This window comes from Streptomyces sp. HSW2009, from assembly GCF_040240285.1.
Classification (GTDB): Bacteria; Actinomycetota; Actinomycetes; order Streptomycetales; family Streptomycetaceae; genus Streptomyces.
The window spans coordinates 1-21,505 of the sequence record NZ_JBEHZD010000001.1; the positions used below are offsets into that span (position 1 = coordinate 1).

14 protein-coding genes and 7 pseudogenes are annotated in these 21,505 nt (G+C 62.9%); 6 read left to right on the forward strand and 15 right to left on the reverse strand.

Annotation, left to right across the window (positions count from 1 at the left end; all coding sequences use genetic code 11):
- Positions 1-166 precede the first annotated feature (166 nt).
- On the reverse strand, positions 167-1,090 hold the full coding sequence (locus AAHZ94_RS00005) for a helix-turn-helix domain-containing protein (protein WP_349989704.1): 924 nt from the start codon (positions 1,088-1,090) through the stop codon (positions 167-169).
- Positions 1,091-1,453: 363 nt separating this feature from the next.
- On the opposite strand from AAHZ94_RS00005, the gene AAHZ94_RS00010 reads away from it, so the two are divergent.
- Positions 1,454-2,371 carry an MBL fold metallo-hydrolase gene (locus tag AAHZ94_RS00010; protein WP_349989735.1) on the forward strand — a complete coding sequence of 306 codons (918 nt, stop codon included), beginning with the start codon at positions 1,454-1,456 and terminating at the stop codon, positions 2,369-2,371.
- On the opposite strand, the pseudogene AAHZ94_RS00015 reads toward AAHZ94_RS00010, so the two are convergent.
- A pseudogene (locus AAHZ94_RS00015) lies at positions 2,326-2,502 on the reverse strand (DnaJ family domain-containing protein); the annotation flags it as partial. The gene AAHZ94_RS00010 and the pseudogene AAHZ94_RS00015 sit on opposite strands and share 46 nt — an antisense overlap.
- A 175-nt stretch (positions 2,503-2,677) precedes the next feature.
- Here AAHZ94_RS00015 and AAHZ94_RS00020 point away from each other — a divergent pair.
- From AAHZ94_RS00020 to AAHZ94_RS00030, 3 genes and pseudogenes are all read left to right on the forward strand, one after another.
- Positions 2,678-2,892 (forward strand): annotated as a pseudogene (locus tag AAHZ94_RS00020) (transposase); the annotation flags it as partial.
- A gap of 1,504 nt (positions 2,893-4,396) precedes the next feature.
- Positions 4,397-4,999: an MmyB family transcriptional regulator gene (locus AAHZ94_RS00025; RefSeq protein ID WP_349989736.1), complete on the forward strand. Its 603-nt coding sequence runs from the start codon at positions 4,397-4,399 to the stop codon at positions 4,997-4,999.
- A 337-nt stretch (positions 5,000-5,336) separates the two neighbouring features.
- Positions 5,337-6,473: an MFS transporter gene (locus AAHZ94_RS00030; RefSeq protein ID WP_349989737.1), complete on the forward strand. Its 1,137-nt coding sequence runs from the start codon at positions 5,337-5,339 to the stop codon at positions 6,471-6,473.
- Positions 6,474-6,578: 105 nt separating this feature from the next.
- Here AAHZ94_RS00030 and AAHZ94_RS00035 read toward each other — a convergent pair.
- From AAHZ94_RS00035 to AAHZ94_RS00080, 10 genes and pseudogenes are all read right to left on the reverse strand, one after another.
- Positions 6,579-6,767 (reverse strand): annotated as a pseudogene (locus AAHZ94_RS00035) (IS701 family transposase); the annotation flags it as partial.
- A gap of 42 nt (positions 6,768-6,809) precedes the next feature.
- Positions 6,810-7,547 (reverse strand): annotated as a pseudogene (locus AAHZ94_RS00040) (IS5 family transposase).
- Positions 7,548-7,754: 207 nt separating this feature from the next.
- Positions 7,755-8,528: a HalD/BesD family halogenase gene (locus tag AAHZ94_RS00045; RefSeq protein ID WP_349989705.1), complete on the reverse strand. Its 774-nt coding sequence runs from the start codon at positions 8,526-8,528 to the stop codon at positions 7,755-7,757.
- Positions 8,529-9,287: 759 nt separating this feature from the next.
- Complete coding sequence (locus AAHZ94_RS00050; RefSeq protein WP_349989706.1) at positions 9,288-10,307, reverse strand: isopenicillin N synthase family dioxygenase; 1,020 nt, start codon at positions 10,305-10,307, stop codon at positions 9,288-9,290.
- A gap of 65 nt (positions 10,308-10,372) precedes the next feature.
- On the reverse strand, positions 10,373-10,972 hold the full coding sequence (folE, locus tag AAHZ94_RS00055; RefSeq protein WP_349989707.1) for a GTP cyclohydrolase I: 600 nt from the start codon (positions 10,970-10,972) through the stop codon (positions 10,373-10,375).
- A 3-nt stretch (positions 10,973-10,975) separates the two neighbouring features.
- Positions 10,976-11,743: a 7-carboxy-7-deazaguanine synthase QueE gene (locus AAHZ94_RS00060; RefSeq protein ID WP_349989708.1), complete on the reverse strand. Its 768-nt coding sequence runs from the start codon at positions 11,741-11,743 to the stop codon at positions 10,976-10,978.
- A gap of 5 nt (positions 11,744-11,748) precedes the next feature.
- Positions 11,749-12,114, reverse strand: a complete 366-nt coding sequence (locus tag AAHZ94_RS00065) for a 6-pyruvoyl trahydropterin synthase family protein (RefSeq protein ID WP_349989709.1) — start codon at positions 12,112-12,114, stop codon at positions 11,749-11,751.
- Positions 12,111-12,791, reverse strand: a complete 681-nt coding sequence (locus AAHZ94_RS00070) for a 7-cyano-7-deazaguanine synthase (RefSeq protein WP_349989710.1) — start codon at positions 12,789-12,791, stop codon at positions 12,111-12,113. The genes AAHZ94_RS00065 and AAHZ94_RS00070 overlap by 4 nt, the downstream gene beginning before the upstream one ends.
- Before the next feature lie 33 nt (positions 12,792-12,824).
- On the reverse strand, positions 12,825-14,006 hold the full coding sequence (locus tag AAHZ94_RS00075; RefSeq protein ID WP_349989711.1) for an ATP-grasp domain-containing protein: 1,182 nt from the start codon (positions 14,004-14,006) through the stop codon (positions 12,825-12,827).
- A 164-nt stretch (positions 14,007-14,170) separates the two neighbouring features.
- On the reverse strand, positions 14,171-15,400 hold the full coding sequence (locus AAHZ94_RS00080) for an ATP-grasp domain-containing protein (RefSeq protein WP_349989712.1): 1,230 nt from the start codon (positions 15,398-15,400) through the stop codon (positions 14,171-14,173).
- Between the two features lie 712 nt (positions 15,401-16,112).
- On the opposite strand from AAHZ94_RS00080, the gene AAHZ94_RS00085 reads away from it, so the two are divergent.
- Positions 16,113-17,504: a Rieske 2Fe-2S domain-containing protein gene (locus AAHZ94_RS00085; protein ID WP_349989713.1), complete on the forward strand. Its 1,392-nt coding sequence runs from the start codon at positions 16,113-16,115 to the stop codon at positions 17,502-17,504.
- Between the two features lie 632 nt (positions 17,505-18,136).
- Here the strand turns inward: AAHZ94_RS00085 and AAHZ94_RS00090 are convergent.
- A pseudogene (locus AAHZ94_RS00090) lies at positions 18,137-18,329 on the reverse strand (IS5/IS1182 family transposase); the annotation flags it as partial.
- Between the two features lies 1 nt (position 18,330).
- On the opposite strand from AAHZ94_RS00090, the pseudogene AAHZ94_RS00095 reads away from it, so the two are divergent.
- Positions 18,331-19,208, forward strand: a pseudogene (locus AAHZ94_RS00095) (ISAzo13 family transposase); the annotation flags it as partial.
- Positions 19,209-19,509: 301 nt separating this feature from the next.
- Here AAHZ94_RS00095 and AAHZ94_RS00100 read toward each other — a convergent pair.
- Positions 19,510-20,105, reverse strand: a pseudogene (locus AAHZ94_RS00100) (IS5 family transposase); the annotation flags it as partial.
- Positions 20,106-20,462: 357 nt separating this feature from the next.
- Entirely contained in the window at positions 20,463-21,449 is a 987-nt protein-coding gene (locus AAHZ94_RS00105; protein WP_349989714.1) for a CaiB/BaiF CoA transferase family protein, read from the reverse strand.
- Positions 21,450-21,505 lie beyond the last annotated feature (56 nt).

The window sequence follows — 21,505 nt, forward strand, 5'->3', positions numbered from 1 at the left end:
GCCGGGCCCGCAGTGGTCAGCCGCGTCCCCCGACGGCTCAGGCGCCCCCCAACGGCCCCTTCGCCCCCGACCGCTCCGGCGCCCCCCCCCGCGTCGTGACGCCCCGTACCCGCCACGACGCCGCACCGGCCGTGGCCCCAGGCCCGCCACCCGGCCCGTAGCCCTCTCAGCCCCCGGCCCCCTCCCGGCCGGATGTCCGCACATCCGCCCCGGTCGCGGACTCCGCGGGCCGTGGGGTGGGACGGGTGTGGGTCTGGGCGGCCAGCAGGGTCAGGGCGTGCGCGGACGCGGAGTCGGCCGCCGTGGTGAACAGGATGAGCGCCTGACCGGGGGAGCGCGGCACCTGGAGGGCGTGTTGGGTGGCGGTGAGGGTGCCCACGGTCGGGTGCCGCAGTGTGAACACCTCGCCCTCGCAGGGGCGCACCCGGTGGTCGGCCCAGAGCGTGGCGAACTCCGGGCTGCCGATGGTCAGTTCGCCGATCAGCGCGGTCAGCCTGGCGTCGGCCGGGTACTGGCCGGCGAGCAGCCGCAGGTTGCTGACCGTGGCGCGGGCCTTGCGCCGCCAGTCGACGTACAGGTCACGGCCGTGCGGATCGAGGAAGTGCAGCCTGGCCAGGTTCGGCCGCTCGGCCGGCCGGTCCGGGGCGGTCGGATCGAGGTGGCCGGCGACGAGGGCGTGGCCGAGCGCGTTCCAGGCCAGCACGTCGGCGCGGCGGCCCAGCACCAGGGCCGGTACCTCGCCCACCGCGTGCAGCACCTCCCGCGTCGCCGCCGGCACCTGCTCCACCTCGCTGTCCCGGCCGCCGCCCCGCCGCCGCCCCGGGCCGGTCAGCCGCGTCAGGTGCGCCCGCTCGAACTCGTCGAGCCCCAGCACCCGGGCCAGCGCGTCCAACACCTCGGGCGAGGCGTTGTGCGCCTGGCCCTGTTCGAGGCGCGTGTAGTACGACACGCCGATGCCGGCGAGCAGCGCCAGCTCCTCCCGCCGCAGCCCCGGCACCCGCCGGCGCCCCGCGTCGGGTAACCCGACGTCCTGCGGTCGTACGGCGGCCCGCCGCGCCCGCAGGAACTCCCCCAGCCTCCGGTCATCCATGGCCCAAGCCTGCCGCCGGGCCGGGCGCCGATCCAGACCCTGCCAGGGGTGGGCACGGGCGGGGCTGTTCGTCGCCGCCCACCCGGCCGAGCCTGGCGGGGAACCCGTCCCCACCCCGTTGGAGCAACCGTGCCCGACCACACCGCAGCCGCCGACCATCCCGCCGTCGCCCCCACCGCCGACCACGGCGCCGCCGCGGACACGCCCCGTACGGCGGACACGACGCGTACCGCGGACACCTCAAGGACCACCGACACCTCAAGGACCACCGACACCACCCGTACGGCCCAGGCGCCCCGCACCCCTGACGCATCCGCCGCCGCGGGCACCCCCCGTACCGCCCCGACCGGCGACGAGCTCCTCATCGGCGACGTCACGGTGACCCGGGTGACCGAGTACTACGGGTCGATCCGCATGCAGCCGCACGAGTTCTTCACGGTCGAGCCCGACGCCGACTGGGCGGGGCGGCACCCGTGGCTGGTGCCCGACTTCCTGGACGCCGCCACCGGGGAGTGCCGGTGTGCGGTGCAGACGTTCGTGGTGCGCAGCGAGGGGCGGACCATCCTGGTCGACACCGGTGTCGGCAACCACAAGGAGCGGCCCTACGCCCCGTTGTGGAGCCATCTGGAGACCGATTTCCTGGCCGATCTGGCGGCCGTCGGCGTGCGGCCGGAAGACGTCGATCTGGTGGTCAACACGCACCTGCACGTGGACCACGTCGGCTGGAACACCGAACTCCGCGCCGGCCAGTGGGTCCCCACCTTTCCGAACGCGACCTATCTCATCCCGCGCCGCGACTTCGAGTTCTGGGACCCCGCGCGCGGCCACCACTCGCGGCTCGGCCGCGGCAACCAGAACGTCTTCGAGGACAGCGTCGCCCCGGTGTACGCGGCGGGCCAGGTGCAGCTCTGGGACGAACGCCACACCATCGACGGCCACCTGCGCTTGGAACTGGCCGCGGGCCACACCCCCGGCTCCTCGGTGCTCAAGCTGGACTCCGGCGGGGACCGCGCGGTGTTCGTCGGGGACCTGCTGCACTCGCCGGCCCAGTTCGTGGAACCGCACGTCAATAGCTGCGCCTGCGAGGACCCGGGGCGGGCCAGGGCGGCCCGGAACTTGTCGTTGATGTCGGCGAGGATGCGGCGCACCGCGCTCTCGGACGGCGCGGTGACCGCCGCCTGCAACGCGTCCTCCGCCTCCTTGCGCAGCACCAGGCTGGGCGGCAGGAACGAGAGCTGCTCGCGGGCCATCTTCTCCTTGATCCACCACGACTCGTCGTAGGGCGCGTCGGGCCGCTCCAGCGGCTTGCCGAAGCCGGGCAGCCGGGCGAACTCGCCCCGCTCGGCGGCCTCCCGGATCTGCCGGTCGACGAAGCTTTCGAAACTGACACCGGGGGGCTTGCGCTCGGTCATGTGCGGCTCTCCCTTGACGCGTCGGTACGAGCGGACGGGCCGCGCGGCGCGGCCCCGGCCTACTCCCTGACCCACTTCCGCGGGTAGGAGACGCCGGCCGGCGGGCGGCGAGCGGCTCGGGCCCACCCGCGGACCCGCGGCCCGCTGGTCCTCACCCAGGGTCCCGACCGTCCGAGCCACGCTGCTGGTCACTGTCGGCGACGGCGTCAGCTCTCCCACCGCCGCCCACCTCACTTCCTACGTCCACCTCAATCCGGCCACAAGGTCCTCGGGCACCTCGACTCCACGGCGAACACGCTCCACGAGGCGGTAACCGGCATCAATCGGGCGATGCTTCTGTCTGCGCTCGCCGCCCTGCACGGCCCCGCCTCCCGCACCTACTGTGGCCGCCGAACCCGAGCCCTCGTGTGCGTCTGGAAGCCCTCCGAGGCTGCATGCCAGGACTGCAGGACTCCAGCCCGCCCCACGCAGCATCACTCCTAGGTCGATCTACTGCAAGGACCCCGCAGCCACAGAGGAATCATCAGGGTCTGTGAGGAACTTTGGCCCCCTCAACACCGCAATGGCCGGAACGCGCCTGGAGACCGCCGTTGATGAAAAATACTGGCCCGACACCAAAGAATCCGCCCCAGCAGCACTGCCACTTCCAGAGTCGGACGGGCCGGCGGCTCCTCTGCGAGAGGGTTGTACAGCCATGGCCGAGGCTTCCCGCACGCTCCTCAACCCCGCCGGACCTGCCCGTCCACGCCTTCCTGACGTTCCGATACTTCGCCTCCGCTCTCGGGCATCAGGCCGGCATCCTCCCTGGTCCGCCGGAGCGCTCTCGGCGGGCAGTTTTAGTTCCGCAAACCCCATGCGTGGGACGAGACAGCCCCCAGGCAAGCGCCGAAGTATTAGCAGACTTCTGCTCCGCGCGAAAGGGCCGTGCAGGCCAACGACGCCTAAGCGCCCGAAATGCCCATGACGCGCCCAAGCGTAAAGAAGCATTGACGACTGCGTGCGGTCTGCACCAGGATCCATACCGCACCGACAGTGAGGGGGTCGACGCAGAGAGCTATATTCCACTTTCCGGAACGTCCCCATCCGAAGCCGCGCAGCATCTCCGGAACGTGAGTCGCTAAGTTGCGCCATACAGGCCGCCCTGCCGCAGGTAGCCTCGCCTTCAACACCGACCGGAAGCCTCGGCGACCGCTCCGGCCGACGCGACAGCAGCAACTCCATCCGGATCCAGAGCTGTCACCCGCGACTCCCGACCGAGTGCCATACTCCTCGAACGTCCAAAATCGGCACAACGGTCACACCCGACCAGACCCCTCCAGCAAGATCCATCCATCGAACGCGAGCCCAGAAGGGGAAATCTACCTTTCACGGATCAGCGATTGTGTCGGTTTTCCATCTCGAAGGGCAGACTGAAACGACCAGGTGAATCTCAGATTTTCCTCAGAACCTAGATTCGGCGAATAGTGGCACCGAATAATAAGCGACTGGCGAGCAAGGGCGAAATTCGCCTGCACGATGGACATGAACTAAAGAGTAAGAACTTGCATTAGTTCAGCAGCGCGGACGCCCCTATCGTCAAGTCGGCGGCCCGCCGCACGATAGGAGTTCCACACGCATTTAGGGCCTTGGATTGTATGATTACAAGAAAACGGGGATGAACATGGAAGCACTGCAGCGATTACTCACAGAGCGGCGTGCTCTAATCGCTCCAGAAAAGCATGGACTAACACGCCCTAGAGGGAAAGGACGGCGGGCGCCCGGCCTCGCCCAGTATCAGATCGACCTTCTCCTTAACCGTAGCTTGGGAACTTATCAGCGCCTCGAGTCTGGGAAGTACAAGAATCCGTCGGTAGACTATCTGCGAGACATTTCTCTTATCCTCGAACTCTCCGAAATGGAATGGATAGCGCTGTGTCGCTATGCCGGAATTGGCGACCCACCTGGCCCACTTACACCCAAGTCGGGGGAAGCGGTATCTGAAATCTGGCACGAAGCAATCAATGGAATTACGCATCCGGCCTTTGTTGTTGATGCCTCATGGAAGGTGCTTGCCCGGAATCAACCCTTCTCTGAAATCTTCCCTTCCGACGAAGGGCCCAGCAATGCGCTCAGGTGGATGATTTTCGAAGGGCGTTCCCTCATGGCCGAATGGGATACGACTTGGGCTCCTCACGTCCTTCCCATCCTGCGAACTGATCTCGCCGCCCGCCCTGACGATTGCGTCCTTAAGGGGTTAGAGGAAGATGTGTTAGCGGATCCGAGAACTTCTCGACTCTATGGCGTGGCTGGTATCGCACCACGGATCGACGAGAGCGAGCGCCCCTTACAGCATGCTATGCATGGTCCTGGGTTGGTCAAGGTGTGCATGGCGCAGCCTACCGCTTCTCCCGGGACTCGCCTAATTTTCCTCATATTTAGGCCCGGTAACCAAAAATCTTCGCCGCTGAGATCTCGCATACTACGAGAATCAGAGGCATCACCGTTTGAGGTGGCATAGAAACAATTCCTTACTGGCCCGTGGAACACGAGTCCCGGATTGGCTAATGCGCACCGCCTCCGAGAAGACGGTGGCTCCCGATACGGAAAGTACCGCGCACTCTTCAGAGGCGACGGCAGAAATCGCGATAGATCTAGGTCTAGTCACGAAGGCATCGATGAAGAAAACAGATGAATCCATCATGGGAGCCGGGGGAAACTCTGCTACTTCTGCGGCAGAAGTCGAAACACAACGCCCGGCACGTCGGCGTGCCCTCTCTAGTTACCGGGAACTGAAGAGCGTCCCGGGTTTCACACGTATTGCGGTAACTGGGATGCTATCCAAAGTACCCCCCAGCATGATCACCTTAAGCCTGCTGCTGTTAGTAAGCCAGGATTACACGTACGGTTTCGCTGGGCTATCAGTAAGCAGCTCTACACTCGGACAAGGTGTCACGGCTCCATTCCGTGGCCGTCTCATCGACCGCCACTCTCCTCGACCTGTCCTATATATCTTCCTCGCCGCACACCTAACGGTCACCGGACTACTCCTTATAGCAGTCAGCAATCGAGAACCTGCAGCTGTGGTTCTGGCTTTGTCAGGCATATTGGGAGCCACCGTTCCACCTGTAGCCGTCATGATGCGCACCGTATGGCGCTCAGTGACTGATAGTGAAGCAATCGCTACTGCCATGGCGCTCGACTCTTCCATGATGGGGACGGCACTGATTATCGGTCCAGTGTTGGCCAGTTGGCTTAGCCTCTCTGTTTCACCTACCGCTCCGTTTGTTGTCACAACTATCTTTACCGCGTTGTCAATCTTGGTCTTACCTCGTGTGACGACCGCATCAAATCCATCGCCAGCTAAGCGCAACTGGTTGGGAGTATTATCCTCCCGCTCACTGCGACAGATCCTGCTCGCGGAAGGCCTCTTCGTCGCCTCAGTAACTGCGGTTGACGTGCTGCTTCCGCTATACGCCAAGGAGCACAACGCCACTGCATACACCGGCATATATCTAGGGGCTTTGTCCATCGGAAGTGTCGCGGGAAGCTTAGCGTTAGGGGCATTCCCTCGATGGATTTCCCGAGGCCCCAGAGCCTCAATTCTACTGTGCGTCTTTGCCACTGGCGTCGGCCTATTAGCTCTCACCACGAGATTCTCTGCCTGGGCAGTTTTGCTGGTCTGCCCCTTGGCGGGACTTGCCATCGGCGGCACATTCGGAACGCTCAGAACACTTAGCGGGGACCTTGCGCCTGCTGGCAGGGTCACCGAGACCATGTCCTGGCTCACCACACTCGATCTTGCCGGAGGGGCGACCGGAGCAGCCCTCTTCACCTATTTAGCAGCGGCGCACGGGAGTAGGACAACTCTGCTTTTGGTACCGGCTCTCCTTCTCTTGGCAGCCGGTATCGCTTGGACCGCGCGAAGACAGAAGGCTGAGAAATTAGACGAAGAGAATCGCCACAATACCCGGGTCTTGGGCGAAGCACAATGAGGTCACATAGACCAATGGTCCTCGTTTTTAACGGATCAGACTCACCTGATACTGCCGTCTGTCGACCGGCGGCACGGTTGGAATGGATGATCGGCGAGTCGGGGATCAATCGTCTGATCTCGGCGAGGTTGAGATGGATGGGCTGAGAGAATCCAATTCCCCTTCGTCCGCATCAAGCTCCCGGGCCCGCAAAACGATGAGGCAGGCGTGGGCTACCATGATCAGGGGCATGTGACGGCGCCAGCCCGGATAGCAGCGATCCTGATAGTAATCCAAGCTGCACTCCTGCTTCGCCACGCCAGCGTCTTGAAGGACTACTTCTTCCACGACGTCGCTTCACTTCGTGAGGCGGCGGTAGCCGATGAGGGTTGTAGTTATGCCGACGAAGGCGAGGAAGTACTCGGGGTTTGCGTTCGTAGCGGCGGTGAAGGCGTCGGCAGCCAGCGATCCAGGAAACGGTGCGTTCGACGACCCAGCGGTGACAACCAATTCGGGATGACGACTCGATGCCCTTGCGGGCGATGCGGTGACAGATGCCTCGCCCCCTGCGATCGGCTCAGGTGGTTGTAGTCGTAGCCCTTGTCTGTGTGTAGTTTGGCCGGTCGCCCGCGGCGGGACCGGATGCGCGGATACCGCACACAAGCGGCTCCAGGCCGTGACTGTCATGCACGTTGGCACCGCAGACCCCGAACGACAGCGGCAGTCCGTTCCGGTCGGTGATCAGGTAGATCACCGACCGGGCTTGCCACGGTTGGTCGGATTCGGTCCCGTCAGACTCCCCCTTTGCCGCCCGGATGCTGGCGGGGTCGATCGCGCACCGCGTCCAGTCACAGAACCCCGGGCGCCGAGCGCGTCTCATACGACGCGATGGAGCCGGGCCCAGACACGATCCCGGCTCCACTGGACGAACCGCCGGTAGACCGTCTGCCAGGCCGGGCCGAACACCGGCGGCAGCTGTCGCCATGTACAACCCGGTCGGACCACGAAGATGACCGCAGCCAAAGCCTCACGGTCACCAGCCCGACGGCGACCCCCACCCTGCGGACGCTTCACCACCGTGGGCGGCGCCACCAGCCGTCACAGCACCCACAACTCGTCCGGCACCAACCGCTCAACGAGATCCGTCATACACAGTCCGACGAACGATCGCCCCGTAAGAAACGACGTCTAAAGGTTCAACGGCGGAGGGCCAGACACGCGCATCCGGTACGCGTGCCCGGCCCTTTGGGAACGGCGCCGTAAGCGCGGCGCGTCAGCTGTTCTTTTGGGTAGCAGTCGGTCCTACTTCACTGACTGGGCAGCCTTCGCCCCCGGGTCCTCCCACCAGCGGTCGTTGCCGATGAGAGGCTTGTCGAGGTCCCGCTCTCCCGCCCAGGTCATGTTCAGAATGGTCCGAGCGGCGCCGTCCTCGGTGAGGGGCACGGTCCGGTGCAGCGTGGTATCGGTGCGCTGGAGATAAAGGTCTCCCGTAATGAGTCCGTGCGTGTCGATCTGACGCTCACACAGAGTTTCGTTGATGCGAGGGTCGCTTTTATCCCAGTGCGTGTGCGGCACCGTCTGGAGCATGCCGCCACAGGAGATAGGCGGCATGCGCAGAGCCCATATGAGGGCAAAACTGTAATCGCCCCAATGCCACCCGTGAGTGTCCGCCTTATGCTCTTGGTGGGTGATCAGGAAGCGTTCGTCCGCGGAGACCTGCGGAATGACCGGTTCACGGGCAATACGACTCAGAAAGCCAAGTAGCGATTCCGACGTGGCGATCACGCGGATGAGATCGCTCTTCTCGATTTCTTCGCTCTTGACCACGCTCATCTTGCGCGGAGTGTTACCCGTAGTACCCAGCAACAGGTCTCGACGCTCCTTGTAGTCCTCAATCAGTCGGTCGGCCTCCACCTGAACGGCAGTCATGATCTCTAGGGGGACGAGCCGGGCGTTCGCGCTGAACTTCACCACCCCCTTGCGGAAGAACCGGTCCGCTAACTGCTCGACACGCTCAGGAGTGTAGATCTTCGCGAGGAACTCGCTGATTGACTCGTCGATCTTGTGAACGTCCATGCTGAGCTCTTCTTTCTCTGCTGGTGAGATGGGATCGCATCTAGATGAGAGGGACCAGGAAGGATCCCCGGGAATAGGGCGAACGCCGCTAGTCGGTCGCCTGTTGTGGCATAATCACTAGATCGACCATAGCCCTGACCTCGGATAGCGCGCGCCCGAATCTTGGTCGGGGTTCGGGATTCCAGGCGCCCAATGAAATGGCCAGAGTGTCGCGGATGACTCGGCCCTTGCGGGGCCTGCGGGGCCAATATCCCCACACTGTTTAACATGACAGAATAGCCGGTCTTGACGACAGCTTTACGGACCTCACTGGGATCGCGCACTAGGCGGTAGGCCGGTATACGCAGCCCTTGCGATGCCTGCGTGGCCGCGCATGGAGCATTTGTCCCTGCCAGGCCCGAGCCAGTCCCATGTCCTTGGAAGCCGACCCAATTCGTGAGCAATCACCTGAGAATTGTCCATCGGGCTCCGGCGCAGGGACGACGAACATAATCCCGTTGTCCGTGCCGGTCAGAGCGATCGGGGCCTCGGCAGTGTAGTAGAGGGAGTCGTCGCCTTCGGCATGTTGGGACCAGGTTATTTCGAGGTTCGCTGGCGCGTTGGCTAACATGAGCTTGGCGCTCACCTCCCTGTCCCGCACCGCCTGTTTGTAGGTTGCTCCGACCGATGCGGGATTGACCAAAAGCACGGGCTGGTTTGCGCATGTTAAATTATTTTACTCCTCAGAGAGAGTACCGCCGGAGTAGGTCCGACTGAGCCTCATTGACCAGTGGTATTCAACAGGTCGGGATGGTGGCGGGCGATCAGGTCTGGGAACCCCCTAGTAAGCCCCTTCATCACGTTGTCGCCGTAGCACGCGAACAGCGGGTTGCCTGGGTCGACCACTACGCCATCCGCCTCGCTTACATAGCGACTCGGGAGCGGCCGCATCTCCCCTTCAAGGCGAGGGCTGTAGAAGAACGGCATGGAGTACCGGTCGACGCCTGGTGCGGGCCGCACGACCCGGTGGATGGTGGCCTTGAGATAGCCACGTGTGGCAACCTCAAGTAGTTCGCCGAGGTTCACCACGAACGCGTCCGCTACGACCGGAACGTCGACGAAGTTGTCGTCTTCGAAGGCGACTTGGAGCCCACCCACGCTGTCCTGAACAAGCAGCGTGAGCAGTCCGAGGTCCTTGTGGATACCTGCCCCTTGGCCCGGGGAGATAGTGTCGACGACCTCGGCGGCGGGCCCCGGATAGTGCAGCAGCTTGAAGTGCACCTGCGGATCGGGGGCCACCACCGTGTCCAGGAAGTCCGCTGGCGTCTCCAGTGATTCGAGGATTAGCCGGAGCAGTCGGTGGGAGAGATCAGCCAGTTGGTCCATCCAGGCCAGGACCGCCTGCCGCAGTTCGGGCAAACTCGCTGGCCACTGGTTGGGGCCGATTAACCAGCGGTATGTTGGCTCGCCCGCTGCCGGGCGAGCACCGGGTCGCTCGGGACCGATGTCGAGCTGCTGCCGCTGGTCGGGTTCACCACGTGTATGCTCCCGGCCAAGCCTGGAGTAGCCCCGGAAGTGTGGGGAGTTGAGTATGTCGAGCTCGTGGCGCTCTCGGTCTGGCAAGGCGAAGAATTGCCGGGATAGGTCCAGCAATTCAGCGGCGCCGACCACGCCATGCCCCACTAACTGGAAGAAACCGATTTCGTGGGCAGCCCGTCTCAGACGGTCCAGAAACTCGGCCCGGGCCTCAGGGCCTCGCTCAGCGGCTCGAAGGTCAATCACTGGAGGCATATCTGACATGAAGGTGCTCCACACTCTTGATGCGACGAGCTGACGTGGCACAGGCTGGCTGCCGGATGCCCCAGTCAGCGGACGAGGGAGAGGAGCTCTGACCGGGCGGAGCTGTCCTCGGCGAACACCCCGTGAAACGAGGTAGAGGTCATCAGACCCACAGTCTTGATCCCTCGCATAGTCATGCATAGATGCTCGCCCTGACCGATGACAGCAACGTCCGGAGCTTCGGTGATGCTCATAATGTCCTCTGAGATGCCCGACACTAGACGCTCCTGGACCTGCAGCCGATGGGCGTGCTGGTGGGCGATCCGGGCGAACTTCGACAGACCGAGCAGCTGCTTGGCGGATCGGTAGGCAATGGTCAGCGAGCAGTTGAAGGGCAGCAGGTGGTGCTCACACAGCGACCACACCTTGATGTCCGACACCACCACCAGCTGCCCCGAGGACGTCGTCTCGAAGAGAGTGCCAATGGTGCCAGGGTCGTAACTGGTGAACTCGCGCCACCACCGTGCGTAACGGGCCGGTGTATCCCTCAGGCCCTCGCGGTCCGGGTCTTCGCCGATCTCCGTCAGGAGCTTCCGAGCAATGTCCTCAAGCCGATCCGGTACGGTCGCATCGACGACACCTGCGTCAACGTTCAAGAATTGATCCTCGATCTTCCTGTCGAGCATTCCTCAGACACCTCTTTTCTGTCCCCAGACCAGGGTGTGCAGCCTGGTCGTGATGTTCCAGCCACGGTCAATAACTGCAGAAACCAGCTTTTGCATGTGGCCATCCACTTCTTCCCTGTTCCGCCCTTCTGGCATGACCCAGACCGAAGCGATAGAGAATGCCTCCACAAATTGGGCGACTTCGTCCAGGTCTGAGATCTCCCGGCACACGAACTTGAAGGTGCTGGAGGGCAGCACGGCCAAGGCCTGCAAGGCTTCAGGCACGACGCGCTGTTCGACAGAATCACCCGCGTGCGAAAGCTTCGGGGAGATGTTGAAACGTACCCCGCCCTCGATAAGGCGTGGTTCGGGAATCTTCGTGCCGTTAGTTTCTATCTCGATCTCAACACCGTGTTGTGTCAGTTTATCGACGAGAGGAACAAGTCGCTTCTGCTGATTGAGAGGCTCTCCACCAGAAATTATGACCAGACCCACATCATAGTCGAGAAGTCGTTCCGCGACCTCTCCGACAGACATCCTGTGCAATTCCTTCTTGGGGTCGTATTGGATCCCTGTGCTGCTTATTCCGGTCCAGTCCCAGGTATACGGCGTGTCGCACCACCGGCAAGAAAGATTGCAGCCACCCAGTCGGACAAAAGCACACCGACGTCCTATCGACCGCCCTTCACCTTGAAAAGCGCTAGGTGGGGCCGAAGATCTCGTTGACAATAAGCTCCGGTTCCACAAGGCATCACCTCCTTTAGTTGAATTCCCCCTCGGACGCCTTACCATAAAAGTCAGGGCCGGTACTCAGCCCATGTCTTCGGTGTCTCAGAGACACGCACTGCTGTTAGCTCCGGGTAGACCGTGTACCACTGCTCATAAATCCAGATGGCGAGGTTTTCGGCCGACGGATTCCTCTCCTTCACCACGTCGTTGAGATGCCGGTGATCGAGCCATTCGTCGATCCAACCCTTGAGGCCAGCCAGATCTCCGTAGTCACGCACAAATCCGGGGGCGGTGAGCTGGTCTCGCTGGGCGCTGAGTTCGACCTCCACTAGGTAGTTGTGGCCGTGCAGGCGGCCGCACTGGTGCCCTTCAGACAGTCCATGTAGCTGGTGGCTGGCTGAGAAGGCGAACTGCTTGGTGATACGGAGAGTCATCGTCTGTTTCCTTGATAGGTGGTCGGGTCGTCCACACCGGCCTCGGTGAAGGCCTCTTGGCGTTCCCAGCAGGCAGCGCAGCGACCGCAGTGGTCTTCCTCGCCACGCAGACATGTCCATGTCTGCGTCCACGGGACGCGGAGTTCTTCGCCGAGCAGCACGACGTCGCGCTTGCGCCTGCCTGCAAGCGGGGCGAGTAAGTCGAGGTCGGGATGCGCGTATCCCTTGGTCGCCAAGCGTTCCATGTCAATGAAGGAGTCGAGGAAGGCTGGGGTGCTATCGGGGACTGATGTGGCGTCGTCGGCCATGATGCCGATTGCCACCGCCTCGGCCTTCTCCACTACGGCGATTGCAAAAGCAACAGCGAGCAGTAGGGCGTTGCGGTTGGGGACAATGTTGGGGCTCTCGCCATATCCTTCCCAAGTCTGCTCTGGCACGTCGACTGCGGGGTCGGTGAGCGACGAGCCGCGAAACATGAGGCCGATGGCGCTCAAGTCCGCTATCTGGTGCACCGCGCCGATCCGCTTGGCAGCCGCCGCAGCAAATTCGTGCTCCTTGCGGTGGCGCTGACCGTAGTCGACAGACAGTAAGTGCACTTCATTGCCCTGCTCCTTGAGTTGATGAGCCATGGTTACGGAATCCATGCCACCGGATACGATGGCGATGACTCTCGACACTGTGCAATCCCTAGGTTTCGAAGGTGGACGCCGTCAGGACAGAGGAATGCCCTTGGCCGTCACTGCGGCGGCCGCCGCGTCGAGCGCGGCCGTGCAGCCTTTCTCGCTCTCCGATACGGCGATGAGGAGGGCATATCGTGAGCGGGCGTTGTCCACGGGCGGCAGCCAAAGCTCCGTACCCGGGTTCGCAAGCGGCAGTACCTCATAGATCGAGGCAGGCAGGGCCGCTGCGTCGATCTCGATGGACTCGAGCTTCAAGTCCCGCTCGGGATAGAGGAATCGGACGGCGGCCGTCATCGTGCCCGTAGGCTGCGGGATCTCCGACGCCACGCCAGCGGCTAGGTCCGCCGCCACCAGGCCGATCTGCAGGCCTGTGACGAGTTCGCCCAGGTAGGGGATCCGGCCGCCGCCGATCCGGGCGTTGATCTCCACGACTTTCGGTCCGCCCTCGGTCAGCCGGATCTCAGTGTGGGTCACGGTGTTGGTGAGCCCAACCGCGGTGTGGGCTTCCTGGAGGACCTGGAGTAGGTTCTCATCGTGCAACAGAGGGTCATTCGCCTGGACTACGTGGCCCACCTCCTCGAAGCCGGGGGCAAACCCGAGCTCTTTGTGCGCGATGAACAGGGCGGTGACCTGTCCATCACGGCAGAGCGCTTCCACGCTGATCTCCGGGCCGTCGAGGAACTCCTCCACCAGGATGGGCGCTTGGGAGCGTGGCACCTCGTCGAACCAGATCCGACCTGCCTCCCGATAGGCATCTTCCAAGTGCTGCGCGTCGGCCACGAAGGTCACCCCGCAACTGGCCGAGAGCGCACGAGGCTTGACTACTACGGGGTAGCCGATCTGCTTGGCGGCAGCGTAGGCCTGCGTGAGGTCGGCGACGGCGATGGACTGGGCCTGCGGGACTCCTGCGTCCTGGAGTGCCACGCGGCCGACGTACTTGTCTCGGCAGGCGTTCACCGCCTCGCGCGTACTGGTGCGCAACCCCAACGCGGTGGCCAATTCTGCCGCGGACTCGACCCGAGTCTCCTCATATGTCAGCACTCCCGCGAATGCTTCGTCACTGGTCCGGGCAGTCTCGACCATCGCCGGAGCGTCCAGTGTATCGACGATGGTGTATCCATCGATATACGGCTTCTCCCAGGTGGGTTTCTCGGGACAGAGGAGGTATATCCGATATCTGGTCACGATGGTCCGCAGCACGTATTCACGCAATGCCTGACCTCCACTACCTACCATGAGGAGGAGTGGCTTATCCGGCTGCGAATTAGTGATAGAGGTTTTATTCGTCGTCATGTGCGCTCGTTCCTTGGATGAGTCATGAGGAGAACACGAGGCGGTCCGGACTGGGGAGCTGGGGCGGAACAACACTTCTGATGTCAGCCAGGATTGATCGGCTCCACCTCGACAGCTAGACGGCCGACGGCCTCCCGCGCATGCCGCAATGCGCTGTCTGCGTCGTCACCAATGGCGAGCACTTCACCATGCCGATCGGCGGAGCTACGGACATCAGAAACCACATCGCCCACAGCAACAGAGAGCGAGGCGAATTGCACCCCTTCGGACGACTGGGCTTCCTCCTCGCCCGTGATGGCCGTCACATGCCCCTGCTTCGCCGTGAGAAACCAGATGGCCGCACCTCCGACCAGTGGCTCGTGTGCCACATCCGTGGGCTTGCCAGACAGCCAGGAGAAGGTCAATCCGTGTATGTCGTAACCCGCCGCGATCTTGACCAGTTCCACGATCGCGTCACCGCCGGGACGGGTGTGGGTCTCGACGAGGCGGGGTCCTCGTGATGTGAGGATCAGTTCGGTGTGGGCAGGCCCCTCCTCCACACCGAGGGCCGTCAGTACGATCTTTGTTTCGTTGGCGAGCAGGGCTTGTTCCGCGGCAGTAATCCGTGCTGGTACCACATGACCTATCTCGACACAGTGCTCATTTTTGAACTTCTCGGTGAAGGCGAGGATCTGGTGCTCACCGGCGGTGCTGTGCGTCTCAACGCTGAATTCTCTACCCTCCAAGAACTCCTCGGCCAGCCAAGGTGCCGTGCCCTCAGCCATGGCGTCCCCGGTCGGCTCCAACCCGACAGCACCCCCAGAGAGTTCGACTGTGTTGGAGATGATGCGAATGTCTCTACTCCCACTTCCCCGACTCGGTTTGAGGACGAGCGGGAATCCATTCGCCGTGGCGAATTCCTGGAGTTCTTCCTGGCGCCAGATTTCCGCGGATGCGACACGGCCCACTGGTGAATCACGTAAGACTTTTCGCATGAGGGCTTTATTGTTGGCCGCAGAGACCGCATGCAAGGGGTTTGATTTCAAACCGAGTTCGTCGTTTATGCGTGCGGCGACCTGAAGGTGCGCCTCGCCAGCCGTATACGCGAGGTCGAATGGAAGGATTGCATGCAGCTCGACGGCAAAACGAAGGGCAAGATCGGGCGAGAGCTCAGGGAATAAGAAAGCGGCGTTCACCAGCTCGTAATGTTGCCTGCTCATATCGGACTTTGAGCCCAGGTAGATGACCTGTAGTCCGGCATTTTTGGCCGCCGCCAGCGCCTCGACCCTCCTCCCTCCGACAAAGAGTACGCTCTCAACAATGGAAGTTCGCACCAGTAGGCCCTCCTTAAGGGGAAATGCCATCGGAAAAATCTGGCATCAGGCATCGTCGGTACAGGGGATAAGACTCCTGGGGCCATCCGATGTAGATCTGTTGTGCCACAACGCGTCAGGGACAGTTATCTCGACTGTCGCCCCCAGTCGGCGACTGCACGGCATGCTCATCTCCATCACTATTACTCAGGCCCAACCGCTTTATCCACTGCCCACTTTTCCACCTAAACAGCAGCAGGATTATTTGCCGCTCAATCGATACTGCAATGAGATACGGGGTCGGCCGGCGCTGATACCCGGCTCTGGTCCCGAATCCCGATCCGAGGGCGGAGACAGGTGTAGTCACTTCAGACTTCAGGCAAAATAAGTGGACGTGAAATAAAAGCAGAGAGGTCAATTACCTGTGTTGTTTTTGGGTGTAAAAGCCGCGTGTGGATAAATCGGTGCAGGGGGCCGCATGATGGCTGCCTCTGGGGCCTCAGATATAGCTATGGTCCACGACCGGCGTTCGGTCTCAGCCGTTCTGCAGGGGCACTCCTCAGCCGACCACTCGCCCCCCATCGATGTGCGTGTCACGTACCAGCCGTCGTTCGAGCTCAGCGCCTGGCCACGGTGGCGACGACGCCGCATTCCTTTTTCTGAACGTCGATCGAGGGTGGGAGCGGCCCGTCGAACTCGCACACGACTGCATACGAAAGGTGGAGGGACCAACATGCTCTCAGCTGAGAAGAACCGGATCTTGTCGGAAGTGGGATCCGGCACACCAATGGGTGAACTGCTGCGTCGATACTGGCATCCAATCGCTCCGGTTCTGGAACTGCGCCAGCGGAACGTAAAGCCCCTCAGACTGCTCGGCGAGGACCTCGTGCTGTTCCGCAAGTCCGACGGCAGCCACGGCCTGATCTCTCGGCACTGCCCTCACAGGGGCACCGATCTAAGCGCTGGGTGGGTTGATGGAGATACGATGCGGTGCCCCTATCACGGCTGGGCGTTCAGCTCGGATGGCCGGTGTGCCAGCCAACCGTTTGAAGAGATGGGCTCATCTGGTGGATTTCGGGACAAGGTCAGAGTCGCCGCACACTCCACCGCGACGCTCGGAGGACTGATCTGGGCCTATATGGGCCCAGAGCCGGCACCGCTACTCCCTGACTTCGAGCTCTTCAATTGGGGGCACGGATTCGTCGAGATCATCATGACCGAACTGCCATGTAACTGGTTTCAGTGCCATGAGAACAGTATGGATCCTGTCCACTTCGAATGGTTGCACCTGAACAGGAACGCGGTGCACAGCAGTCCGGGGGACCCGATATACGTACCGTCGCACCTGTCCATTGAGTTCCTGGAGTTTGAGCACGGGTTTATCAATGGAAGGGTTGTGCAGATCCCTGACATCCCGCCAAAGGGAACGTACGCGGGGACGAGCGACGTTAGCGAGGGCGGTATCCTATCTCTCTGGCCATACACGCTTGCTTCCGGAAACACCATCGAGTTCCGTGTCCCGGTGGACGAAAGACGTACCCTCAACATCACCTGGCAGTACTCGGTACTGCCCGATGACGTACCCCCTGGGAAGCAAGACCAGGAAAAGATTCCATTTTGGTACGGCCCACTCACCGACTCATCAACTGGCGAGATCCTTACCTCACATACCGGCAACCAGGACTTCTCCGCATGGATCGGCCAAGGAGTTGTCGCCGACCGAACGACAGAGAACTTGGGGCGGAGCGACAAGGGCATCACTCTGCTGCGGCGCCGATACTTCGAGGCAATGAGACAAGTTGCGAAGGGCGAGGACCCGCCGGGCACAGTGCGAGACCCGGAGGCCAACATGAATATCCAACTTCCGTTGAGAGGGAAGTCCACTTACACCGCAGGAATCCCACGCTGCCTTTTCGAAGAGAAGCTCGCTGCTCGCAAGGAAAGCGGACTGTTCGGGATAGGCGGCTTCTTGACGGTCCAGGCGGGACGTCCGAGCCATCTAGAGAAAGAGTATGACGAAATCGCCGGCATTGCGAAGAATGCCATGGCAACTACTGAGCAGACCAATGTCGAAGCCGGGAAAATCCTGTCGCAACAAGGCGACGCCTCGGGCTCACCGGAGTGAGGTGGGGCCCTTACGGCCTCAGCACTGACCCAGATCCAGGAAGGCAGTATGAACAGTAAGCGCAAGTTAGCTTCGGTCGTAATGGGGATTGCGGTCAATGCGGGGCTCGGGATCGGACCGGGCCTACGCGGAGGTGGGCTTCACTAGCAGCTTCGGCGATGGATACCGAACAAGGAATCGAGCCGCTGGAGTGACAAGAATCGCGACAACGTCGACATCGGTCAAGCTCCCCGGTTGCGAAGCAACCCAACGGAGGCGGGTGCGAACCGCTTCAAGCACGCGGCCCTTCAGATAGAGACGGAGCATCCGGTGCCTCCGGACCCGGCGGTCGCACGGGACAAGAACTACTTTGACACGTTCAGCTTCGGGAACCGCTGGGCAGGCAGGTACTACTTCAACTACTCCGTCCTAAACGGGACCAAACCGGCTACAAGCTGTATGTCAAAAGCGTGATCGTCAAGTACTGGCCTGCGCGGTAACCTGCCCGGTTAAAAATTGGGACGGGGGGCCCTGCCTTTGCTCGCCCCTGTTCCGCGCTGACTACCTGTATATGCTGTGCCGTTTTCACTTCACTGATCAATTCTCTTCCTAAGGGTTCCCCGTAAATGATCTCTGAGTCGCCTCGAGTGTGCCTAGCCGTCGTTCGGGGCGCGCGTCTGTCCGGCAAGGGCGAGGTTGTCCATCAAGGCGTGCCGAGCATGGTGCGGTGGACTCCGTCGCCTTTGAGGCGGCGGTCGCGGAGGATGTTCCGGGTCTTTATGTGTGCGAAGACGTGCTCGACGCGGGCACGGACCTGCTTGTGGGGTTGCTGTGCACTTCCTTCCACGCCGCGTTCGCGGTGGAGTCGATCCGCCACTGGTGGTGCAGCCAGGGACGTGTCGTCTACCCGCAGGCGACGCGCCTGTTCATCACCGCCGATGCGGAGCTCGAACGGCTACCGCTGCCGGGCCTGGAAGCTCGAACTCACCCGGCTCGCAGCCGAAATAGGACTGACGATCACCGTGTGCCACCTGCCGCCGGGTACATCGAAGTGGAACAAGATCGAGCACCGGCTCTTCTCACACATCACCATGAACTCGCGCGGGCGCCCGCGGACCAGCCATGAAGTCATTGTCCAGTCCATCACTGCGACCACCACCCGCACCGGACTGTGTGTCATGGCCGAGTTGGACACCAACGTCTACCCCACCGGAGTCCAGATCGGCGACGCGGAGATGGCATCCCTGCCACTGACCCGACACGCCTTCCACGGCGACTGGAACTATGCCCTGCCCCCCAGACCTGCCTAGCCACCCAGCACCCCGGGCTCCGCAGAATCCGGCCCCGCAGTGGGACCGCGCTCTCCTGTCCGGCCCCGCACTGACTGGCATGTCCCGGCAGCAACTGAGCGCTCTCACCGACACTTTGGCCCTCGACTGCGACGCCAAACGCGGGCCGCCCGCTCCGGCCCGCCTTCCCCGACCAGGTCCTGGCAGCCGTCCTTCACCTGCGGGTCGCCCTGACCGCGGAACCCCTCGCCGTGCTGTTCGACAGCAGTCGGACCCGCCATGCACCGCACCCTGCTGAAGATGCCGAAGATCAGGACACTACTCAAGGCGCACAGCAAGCCATCCCGCCGGCCGCCACTCCGCCCTCACAGCCCTCGAAGCTCGGGTTCGAGCCTTAAGCAGCGACTCCAGCAGCATGATCAAGACAGCGTGTTAATGATCTGCAAGCCCTTACCGTACGGGGGCGCCCACCCTGGAGTTCCCCGACGGATGCACCACCTTGCTCGGGCCCCATCCTGGCTGGAAAGGCGACCTTGTTGTCCCTGGTAACCCCTGTCCTCGCTCCTGCGTCCGGCTATGTGCAACTGGGCAGGCTGACCAGCGCGGAGAGGCGTCACAGCAATCAGTATCGCGTAGGGCCGAGTGGTTGCCGCAGCACGTACAGCGCGTTCGTTCGCTGACCGAGTGTGAATAGACCTCCTCCTAAGACCGTGTCGTACGTGGTGAGACGGACGAGTCACAGCAGCGGTGAGCCCGAGAAGGGCCAGGTAGTTGTGGGGAACGCCCTCATAGCGAGGGCCCAGACGTCGATAGCCGGACAGCCAGGACATCGTCCACTCGATTGGCCCAGCGATGGTAGCCCGATCGTTCGCTGGACTCAGAGCCTTTGCCTGCGATCCGCGCTCCAATGCGCTTGTCGCGTAACCATTTCCGCAGGTCGGCGCGGTCGTAGGCTTTGTCCGCATGTATGCCGCTGGAGCTTGACGAACCGGCCGCGATCAGGGCCGTGTCTCGTTTGGTGGTCCTCCACCATGGGCTTCAGCCCTTCCCTGTCGTGCCTGTGGCCGGCCGAGACACCGACGAGGAGGGACAGTCCGTTCGCGTCCGACAGGACGTGCATCTTGGAACCCGGCTTGCCTCGATCCACGGGGCTCAGACCTATATGTTCGCCCCCTTTCGCCCTGACATGGGCGGTGTCGAGGATGACGCGGGTGATGTCGATGAGGCCGGCATCGTCGAGCCGGTGCAGCAAAGCCGCGTGCAAGCGGCCCCAGCCCCCGGCTCTGGACCAGATCGGGATCCAGCGGTGAGCCGTCGACTTCGATATATAGAGGCTGGGGGTATGGGAGCGCTCGCGAAGGCGCTGGACCGGTTCCACCCCACGGAGTTGGCGAATGCCGGAGCCATGAACCGTCCGGTGACCAGGTGCAGTGACTCGGCATCGCGCAGTCATTGATGCGTGATGCACAGGTCGTTCCGCTGGACGAGGCGACGGCCGGCCTCGGCCCCGCGCAGTCAGGTATCTTCCGCGAATTGGTGGGCGAACCGTCAGAATCCGTCAGCTTTGTGGTGTCCAGCCATCGGGCGGAGGGCCCCGCCGACCTCTGTGAGAGCGTCATCGTTTTCGACCAAGGACAGGTGGCTCTTCCAGGGAAAGTAAAAGTTCCGGGCTTCTTCGCCCAGACTGCCTTTAGCACGTCGGTCGAGCAGCGTGCTGAGATTGCCTGCTGCGGCCCGGTTCGTGGAGAGGCCTGAGGTATGCATCCAAACGGGTCACCAGTTCGTCGGCGGTGAGCTCGGCGAAGGCCGCGTGCAGTACCTCGGTGAGCTGCGCGTCGTGCTGTCGGCGCAGCGGATTGTCCGCGACCCGCGGGGCGCGGACGAGGTCGGGCCGCCCGAGCACCCGCTCGCAGAGCTCCACCCAGTCGCGGTCGCTCTGCACGCACAGGAACACCTCGTGCCCGTCCCCGGCCAGATAGGGGCCGTACGGGGCGATCGATGGGTGCCTGGCGCCGCTGCGGGGCAGGGGCGCCGCGCCGTACAGGGCCTGGAGGAGCGGCTGCCCCATCCACTCGCCGAGCGCGTCGAGCATGGCGACGTCGAAGGCGCTGCCGCAGCCGGTGCGCTCGCGCTCGTACAGCGCCGTGAGCACCCCGGTGTACGCGTACATGCCGGCCGCGATGTCAGCGATGGAGATCCCGGCCCGGGTCGGCTGCTGCTCGGTGCCGGTCGTCGAGACGAGCCCGGTCTCGCACTGCACCAGTAGGTCGAACGCCTTGCGGTCGCGGTAGGGGCCGCTGTCCCCGTAGCCGGATATGCCGCACACGATCAGCCGCGGCCAGCGCTCGCGCAGCGCCGGTGCGCCCAGGCCCAGCCGTGCGGCGGCACCGGGCGCGAGGTTCTGTACGAACACGTCGGCGGCTGCCAGCAGCCGGTCGAGCAGCGCCCGGTCCGTGGCCTCCTTGAGGTCCAGGACCACGCTCTCCTTGCCCCGGTTGCACCAGACGAAGTACGCGGACAGCCCGTTGGCCGCCCGGTCGTAGTGGCGTGCGAAGTCCCCGCCGGGGCGCTCCACCTTGATGACCCGGGCCCCGAGATCGGCCAATTGGCGGGTGGCGTAGGGGGCGGCCACTGCCTGTTCGAGCGAGACTACGGTGACGCCTTCCAACGGCAACATGCGGTCAACTCCCTCATGCCTGGCGCCCGCGCTTCGCCGCCGGCGCCGGTGTGGTC